The following is a 7,332-nucleotide window of genomic DNA, read 5'->3' on the forward strand; positions in this document are numbered from 1 at the left end:
TACAAGTTAAAATATATGGAGGTGTAGAAGATGGATTACAAAGAAACGTTGAACTTGCCTTCAACTCAGTTTTCTATGAGGGCTAACCTTGTGAAAAAAGAACCTGAAATGTTGAAAAAATGGCAAGAAATGGATGAATACAAATTGGTATTGAAATCAAGAGAGGGTAAACCAAAATTTGTACTACATGATGGCCCTCCATATGCAAATGGAAATATACACATTGGAACAGCTACAAATAAAATCCTAAAAGATATAGTTATTAGATACAAGACCATGAGGGGGTACTATGCACCATATGTGCCCGGTTGGGATACCCATGGTCTTCCCATTGAACATAGGGTGTCAGTGGAAATGGGTGAAAAGATAAAGGAAATGTCACCAGTTGAAATCAGAAAAAAATGTAAAGAATTTGCCCTAAACTTTGTAGATATTCAAAGGGAACAATTTAAAAGGTTGGGAGTACGTGGTGATTGGGATAATCCATACCTTACGCTTGATCCCAAATACGAAATACACATTTTAAACATTTTCAAAACACTTGTAAAAAATGGAAATGTTTATAGGGGAAACAAACCCGTATACTGGTGTCCAACTTGTAAAACCGCACTTGCAGAAGCAGAAGTTGAATACCATGATCATTCATCACCATCTATATACGTAAAATTTGAACTTGAAAAAGACACATATATAGTCATATGGACAACAACTCCCTGGACTCTTCCAGCAAATGTTGCAATTGCAGTACACCCAGATTATGATTATGTAAAAATAAAAGTAAACAACGAATACTGGATAGTTGCCGAAGGTTTATTGAACAAATTTGCCGCTGAAACGGAAATAGAATACACAATTGTAGAAAAATTCAAAGGAAAAGATTTGGAATACAAAACTGCAAAACATCCCTTTATTGACAGAAAATCTCTTGTAGTGCTTGCGGATTACGTTACACTGGAAGATGGAACGGGATGTGTACACACGGCACCAGGGCACGGTGCAGAAGACTATTTAACAGGCTTAAAATATAACTTACCCGTACTTTCACCAGTAAATGAAGAAGGTGTATTTACAAAAGAAGCGGGAAAATACGCTGGTTTAAAAATATGGGATGCTAACAAAGTAATAATTGAAGACCTTGAAAAAAGCGGTGCTTTAATAAAAACACATAAAATAGAACACAGTTATCCACATTGTTGGAGATGTAAAAATCCTGTTATTTTCAGGGCAACTCCACAATGGTTTATCTCAGTTGATAAAAACGGATTAAGGGAAAAGGTCTTGGATGAAATAAAAAAAGTAGAGTGGCATCCAAAATGGGGTGAAAATAGAATAACGTCAATGGTAAAAGAAAGACCAGATTGGACCATCTCAAGACAAAGGGTCTGGGGAACTCCAATACCCGCAATAAAGTGTAAAAACTGTGGAGAGGTATTTTTAGACGAAAAAGTTATAGATAACTTCATAAAAATAGTACAAGAAAAAGGTACAGATGCTTGGTTTGAACTTTCAGAAGAAGAATTAATACCCAAAGATGTAAAATGCCCAAAATGTAATAGTACTTCTTTTGAAAAGACCTACGACACATTAGATGTATGGATAGATTCTGGTTGTTCTTTTGAAGCGGTTATACGGTCAAAGGGTGAAAAATTCCCAGTGGACTTATACCTTGAGGGGGACGATCAACACAGAGGATGGTTCCAAAGCTCTATCTTCATGTCTGTAGCCCATACAAACATGGCTCCATACAAGACCGTCGTCACCCATGGATTTATTAAAGACGAACACGGAAGAAAAATGAGTAAATCTCTGGGAAACGTTATAGATCCAAAAGAAATTGTAGACAAATATGGTGCCGATATCCTAAGATTATGGGTATCAAGCATTGACTTCTTTGACAATATCAGAGTTGGAAAAAATATCATTCAACAACAAGTTGAAGTGTACAAAAAAATAAGAAACACAATAAGATACTTACTTGGTAATCTCAGTGATTTTGAAGAAAAACACATACTCCCATTTGAAAAACTATTACCACTTGATAAATGGGCACTGGGCAGATTACAAGAAGTAATTTCACAAGTAACAGATCACTTTGAAAAGTTCGAATATTCAAAAGTATATAGCCTGTTAAATAAATATTGTACAGTAGAACTTAGTGCAACTTATCTTGATATTATAAAAGATAGGATATACGTTGAAGCAAAAGATTCTATATACAGACGCTCAGCACAAACTGTAATGTATTATATACTACAGGCATTGGTTAAAATGCTTGCACCTATTTTGGTATTCACCGCAGAAGAAGCGTATCAATTAAGTCCATTCAAAAAATACGAAACAGTACACTTGGAACATTGGCCAGAAGTAAAAGAGGAATTCATCAACAAAGAAATTATGGAAGACTTTAAAATGTTATTACTCGTACGTGATGATGTTTTAAAAGCGTTAGAAGAAGCAAGAAAAAATAATGTAATCGGTCACTCATTGGATGCAAATGTAACACTTGAAGGAGTAAACGAACATGTACAAAATATAATAGAAAAGTACAAAGAATATCTAGCAGAATTCTTTATCGTTTCAGATGTAAAAGTGGGAAACGGAGATATCAAAGGTGAATTTTCAAGTGTTAAAGTTGAAAAGGCACAAGGTGAAAAATGTCAAAGATGTTGGAAATATAGCAAAGATGTAGGAAAAGATGAAATCTACAAAGATGTCTGTCCAAGGTGTGCAGCTGTTTTAAAAGGTGAAAGAAAATAAGCGGGGAATTCCCCGCTTTTTTCGAAAGGAGGAGCATATGAAAAAAGTCGCTGTAATAGGTTACTCTGGAGAAATAGACAAAAAACTTGAAAAAATATGTTTTTTGCTCGGAAAAGCCCTTTCAAAAAAATACATCGTCCTAACTGGTGGAAGAGGTGGAGTAATGGAAGCAATCTCAAAGGGAGTAAAAAGTGAAAATGGAACATGTATAGGCATTTTACCGTTTGAAGAAAAGGGCAATGCCTATAACTTTTTGGATATTACAACAGGTCTTGATTTTCAAATGAGATCTTTCATACTATTAAAAAATGCAGACGCGGTAATTTCCATTGGCGGTGAAATAGGTACAGCAATAGAAATACTAGGGGCATATGCATATGGAAAACCACTAATTTTGTTTAACAAAACTGGAGGATGGACTGATACAATCCAAAAAGTACTAATAGAAGGTAAATATTTAGATAACAGAAAGATTGTTGAAATCAAAATCGCAAGTAGTATAGAAGAAATACTAAAAATATTGGAGGATTTAATGTGAGATATCTTCCCTTAATCTTAGTAGTTCTCTTTTGGGGACTTTCCTTTATTTCAACAAGTGTGGTGGTAAAGGAAATAAGTCCACTTTTTGCTGCATTTATGAGGTTTTTAATAGCATTGCTGGTTTTATTTATAGTACCTAAAAAGAGAAAAATAGATTTATTCAACATTCATAAAATACTTGCGGGATTTTGGGGAATTACAATGTATTTTGTCGCAGAAAATTTTTCCCTAAAATTTACCACCCCCACAAATGCCGCAATGATAGTTTCTACAGCACCGATTTGGTATATACTTTTTACCCAAATTGTACACAAGAAAAAAACACATATATTTCAATATATTGGCTCCACCATTGCAATCGTTGGAGTAGGACTTGTTATTTTAAACGGTAGATTGTACCTTAACGTTAACCCTATAGGTGATTTGCTTGCATTTGGAGCAGCACTTTCTTGGGTATTTTATACACACCACATTGTAAAACTTTCCGATCATTCATCGATAACTGCCGTCTTTGAAATTACTTTTTGGGGTGTAGTTACTTTAATACCATTTGCCTTTGTTGAATATGCATATTTTACTCCAAAGCTTATTTTTTCAATTAATGTTGTTTTTGGATTACTTTACCTTGGCATACTTTGCTCTGCTGTGGGATACATTCTGTGGAACAAATCAATTGAAATACTAGGAGATAGAACAACAACAAATGCTGTGTATATCATCCCGATTGTAACTGCCATATTTGAAAATATTCTTTTTAAAAGATGGCCAACATTTTTGCTAGTTTCAGGTATAATATTAGTTGTTACAGGATTATATATTTTTGAAAAGTTCGAAGAAAGGAGAGAAAAATATGGGAAAGAATGATTTAGGAATAGACCTTGGAACTGCAAACTTTTTGGTGTATCAAAAAGGAAAGGGAATTGTACTTTACCAACCCTCTGTAGTGGCAATTTCCAAAAAAACGGGTAAAATCATTGCAATAGGTGATGAGGCAAAAGAAATGATAGGTAAAACCCCTGAAGAAAGTATCGTTGCCATTAGACCAATGAAAGACGGGGTTATAGCCGACTATACTATTATTTCGGAAGTACTTAAGATGTTTATGAAGAAAGTAACAAAGGGATTCTTCCTAAAACCAAATATGGTTATTGGAATCCCAGCAAAAACTACAACAGTGGAAAAAAGAGCGGTATTTGATGCAGCTATGAGTGCTGGTGCTAAAAAAGTATATGTTGTATCTGAACCACTTGCAGCTGCAATTGGGGCTGGAATTGACGTTACAAAACCAGAAGGAAATATCATCGTCGATATAGGTGGTGGAACAACGGATATTGCGGTGATAAGCTTGGGTGGAGTCGTTGTAGGTGATTCGGTAAAACTCGCAGGAGATTCTATGGATGACACAATTGTAAAAAGTGTAAGAAAAATCCTTGGCCTAATAATCGGTGAATCAACAGCTGAAGAAATCAAAAAAAGAATAGGAAAAGCACATCCAGAAGTGGAAGATTTTGAAATGGACGTAAAGGGAAGAGATGCAGTAACAGGACTTCCTAGAACAGATAAACTCAACTCCAACGATGTTTATAAAATTTTGAAACCAATAATCGAAAATTTAATATCTAGAATAAAAGTGGTACTTGAAAAAACACCTCCAGAACTTTCCGCAGATATAATGGAAAAAGGTATTGTTATAACAGGCGGTGGGGCATTGTTAAGGGGTATTGATAAGGCCATTTACGATGAAATAGGTGTACCATGTAAAATCGCAGAAGATCCATTAACATGTGTTGCAAGAGGTACAGGAATTTTACTAGAGGATGAAGAATTATTAAATGAGGTGGCAGTAACATACGAATGAGGTGAAAATATGTACAAAGGAATTTATCTTGCATCCATGGGAATGCTAGCAGATATTACAAAACTTGATACCCTTTCAAACAACATATCAAACGCCGAAACAGCTGGGTATAAGTCTGATTCTTTGGCATTTAAAGCATATTTTGATAAAAATTTGTACTCTTTCAATCCTATGCCACAAGAAAAAAAAGTGGAAATAAAAAAAATAGGTAATTTTGAACAAGCACTCATTCTGGATCAGGTGAAAACCAATCTTTCACAAGGCGTAATAGAGCATACGGGAAATGCATTAGATTTTGCAATTGATGGCGAAGGTTTCTTCGTATTGGAAAATAATGGAAAAAGGTTATACACGCGTGCTGGAAACTTTAAAGTAAATGATGAAGGCTTTTTAGTAAACTATGATGGAGCCTATGTTTTAGGAAAAGATGGGCAAAAACTTAAGACAGATGATAATTTAATTGAAAAAATATTGGTGGTTGATTTGGAAAATCCCAAAAAGATAGGTTATACGTTCTTCGAAGGACAAGAAAAAGCAAAGAAAAATTTTAGGATTTTACAAGGTTATATAGAAAAATCAAATGTAAACATAGTACGTGAAATGGTTAAGATGATCGAAGCAACAAGACATTATGAAACTCTATCAAAGGCCGTTACAGTTCACGATGAACTGCTTAATAAATCTATTAACTCTGCAGGAAATTTAAAATAGGAGGTGTTTAAGAAATGATTAATGGTCTTTACACAGCAGCAACGGGAATGTGGGCTCAACAATTTAAATTGGATACTCTTTCAAATAATATCGCCAATGTGGATACTGCGGGTTACAAAAAGGTAAAGACAGAATTTCAAGACCTCTTGTATGATTACTCTAAAAACGCCGGCGCTGCAACTGCTCAAAATTCGTTACATCCTACCGGCATATATGTAGGACATGGAACAAAATTATCCGCAACAACACGAATCTTTACACAAGGAAATCTTGAGAGAACAGGAAATTCATTAGACTTGGCAGTTTCTGGTGATGGTTTTTTCCAAGTACAACTCCAAGATGGTAGAATAGCATACACAAGAGATGGACAATTCAAAGTAGATGGTAATGGAAGAATAATTACAAGCAATGGTAATCTACTCTCGCCTAATATTGTTGTCCCACAAAATGCAGTAGCACTAAGCATATCACCAGATGGTATTGTTACTGCTGAACTTCAGGATGGAACTCTACAAAATTTGGGAACAATTACATTAGTAAGGTTTATAAATCCTTCAGGTCTAAAAGCTATAGGTGATAATTTATACCTTGAAACTCCTGCAAGTGGCGCACCTGTAGAGGGTACAGCAGGACAAGATGGATTTGGAACGATTCTCCAAGGATATGTGGAAAAATCAAATGTTGATATAGTAAAAGAAATGGTAGATATGATAAGTGCAATGAGGGCATACGAATTAAATTCAAGAACCGTTCAAACTGCAGATGAAATGTTAAGAACCGCAAGTAATATGAAGAGGTAAAAATAACTTACAAATTTACACTGAACAAAAAACACCCCCTTAGTGGTTTTATCACTTAGGGGGTTTTTTTGTAAGCCATTGAAGTAATAAATCGACTAAGTAAAGAAGACTAATCAATAATTATGTGTCTGAGTTGAAATATTTGATGTTAAAAATTTGAGTAATCTCCAATTAAAGGGATATTCCATTCTCAAACACGCTATTAAATATTTCCACGGTATTTGCTGTATAGTTGTATTTTCTTACATCTCTAGGATATGTTAAAAAGGCCAAATATTTTTCTTTTTGCTTGAGTAAACGTTTCATGAATGTAGGATGTTTCCAGTATATAACTTACATAACTATTCAAATTGTCCGATTAAAGAAGAATACAAGAGGAATACAAAAAAAGACTAAACATATGACTTCAATGGAATACCAAAGTTATGTCGTCTGAAAAATTAATAAATTGTTCTTTTATTTATTCTATTTTCCAGAGTAAGTCCATTTTTATCATTTCTTCCTCTTTATCACTTCCTTCACTTTGATCATGTGTATTTATCTAACCATATAATATCGTTTTTGTATGTTATAAATTTCTTACCTTTCATTTTTGTTTTTTAAAAATATTTTTTTCATTATTTTTAATTATATTAATTTTAATTTTCTATAGTTAATCATGTGTTT

At 34.1% G+C, this 7,332-nt stretch carries 6 protein-coding genes; all 6 read left to right on the plus strand.

Annotated features, from left to right (window positions below; genetic code table 11):
* Positions 1–30 precede the first annotated feature (30 nt).
* Genes ileS through flgG form a run of 6 tightly spaced genes read left to right on the plus strand, consistent with a single transcriptional unit; the run spans position 31 to position 6,666 of the window.
* Positions 31–2,757 (plus strand): isoleucine--tRNA ligase, encoded by a 2,727-nt coding sequence (gene ileS, locus AS157_RS01515; RefSeq protein WP_077289017.1) that lies wholly within the window; start codon positions 31–33, stop codon positions 2,755–2,757.
* 37 nt (positions 2,758–2,794) lie between these two features.
* Positions 2,795–3,295 (plus strand): TIGR00725 family protein, encoded by a 501-nt coding sequence (locus tag AS157_RS01520; RefSeq protein ID WP_077289018.1) that lies wholly within the window; start codon positions 2,795–2,797, stop codon positions 3,293–3,295.
* Entirely contained in the window at positions 3,292–4,161 is an 870-nt protein-coding gene (locus tag AS157_RS09675; RefSeq protein ID WP_077289019.1) for a DMT family transporter, read from the plus strand. Before AS157_RS01520 ends, AS157_RS09675 begins: the two co-directional genes overlap by 4 nt.
* A complete protein-coding gene (locus AS157_RS01530) occupies positions 4,148–5,155 on the plus strand; it encodes a rod shape-determining protein (protein ID WP_077289020.1) in 1,008 nt (335 codons plus the stop codon). The genes AS157_RS09675 and AS157_RS01530 overlap by 14 nt, the downstream gene beginning before the upstream one ends.
* A gap of 9 nt (positions 5,156–5,164) precedes the next feature.
* A complete protein-coding gene (locus AS157_RS01535) occupies positions 5,165–5,866 on the plus strand; it encodes a flagellar hook-basal body protein (RefSeq protein ID WP_077289021.1) in 702 nt (233 codons plus the stop codon).
* Between the two features lie 14 nt (positions 5,867–5,880).
* A complete protein-coding gene (gene flgG, locus AS157_RS01540) occupies positions 5,881–6,666 on the plus strand; it encodes a flagellar basal-body rod protein FlgG (RefSeq protein ID WP_075665592.1) in 786 nt (261 codons plus the stop codon).
* Positions 6,667–7,332: the final 666 nt, after the last annotated feature.

The sequence above is a fragment of the Thermosipho sp. 1244 genome (genome assembly GCF_018588215.1).
Lineage (GTDB): Bacteria > Thermotogota > Thermotogae > Thermotogales > Fervidobacteriaceae > Thermosipho > Thermosipho affectus.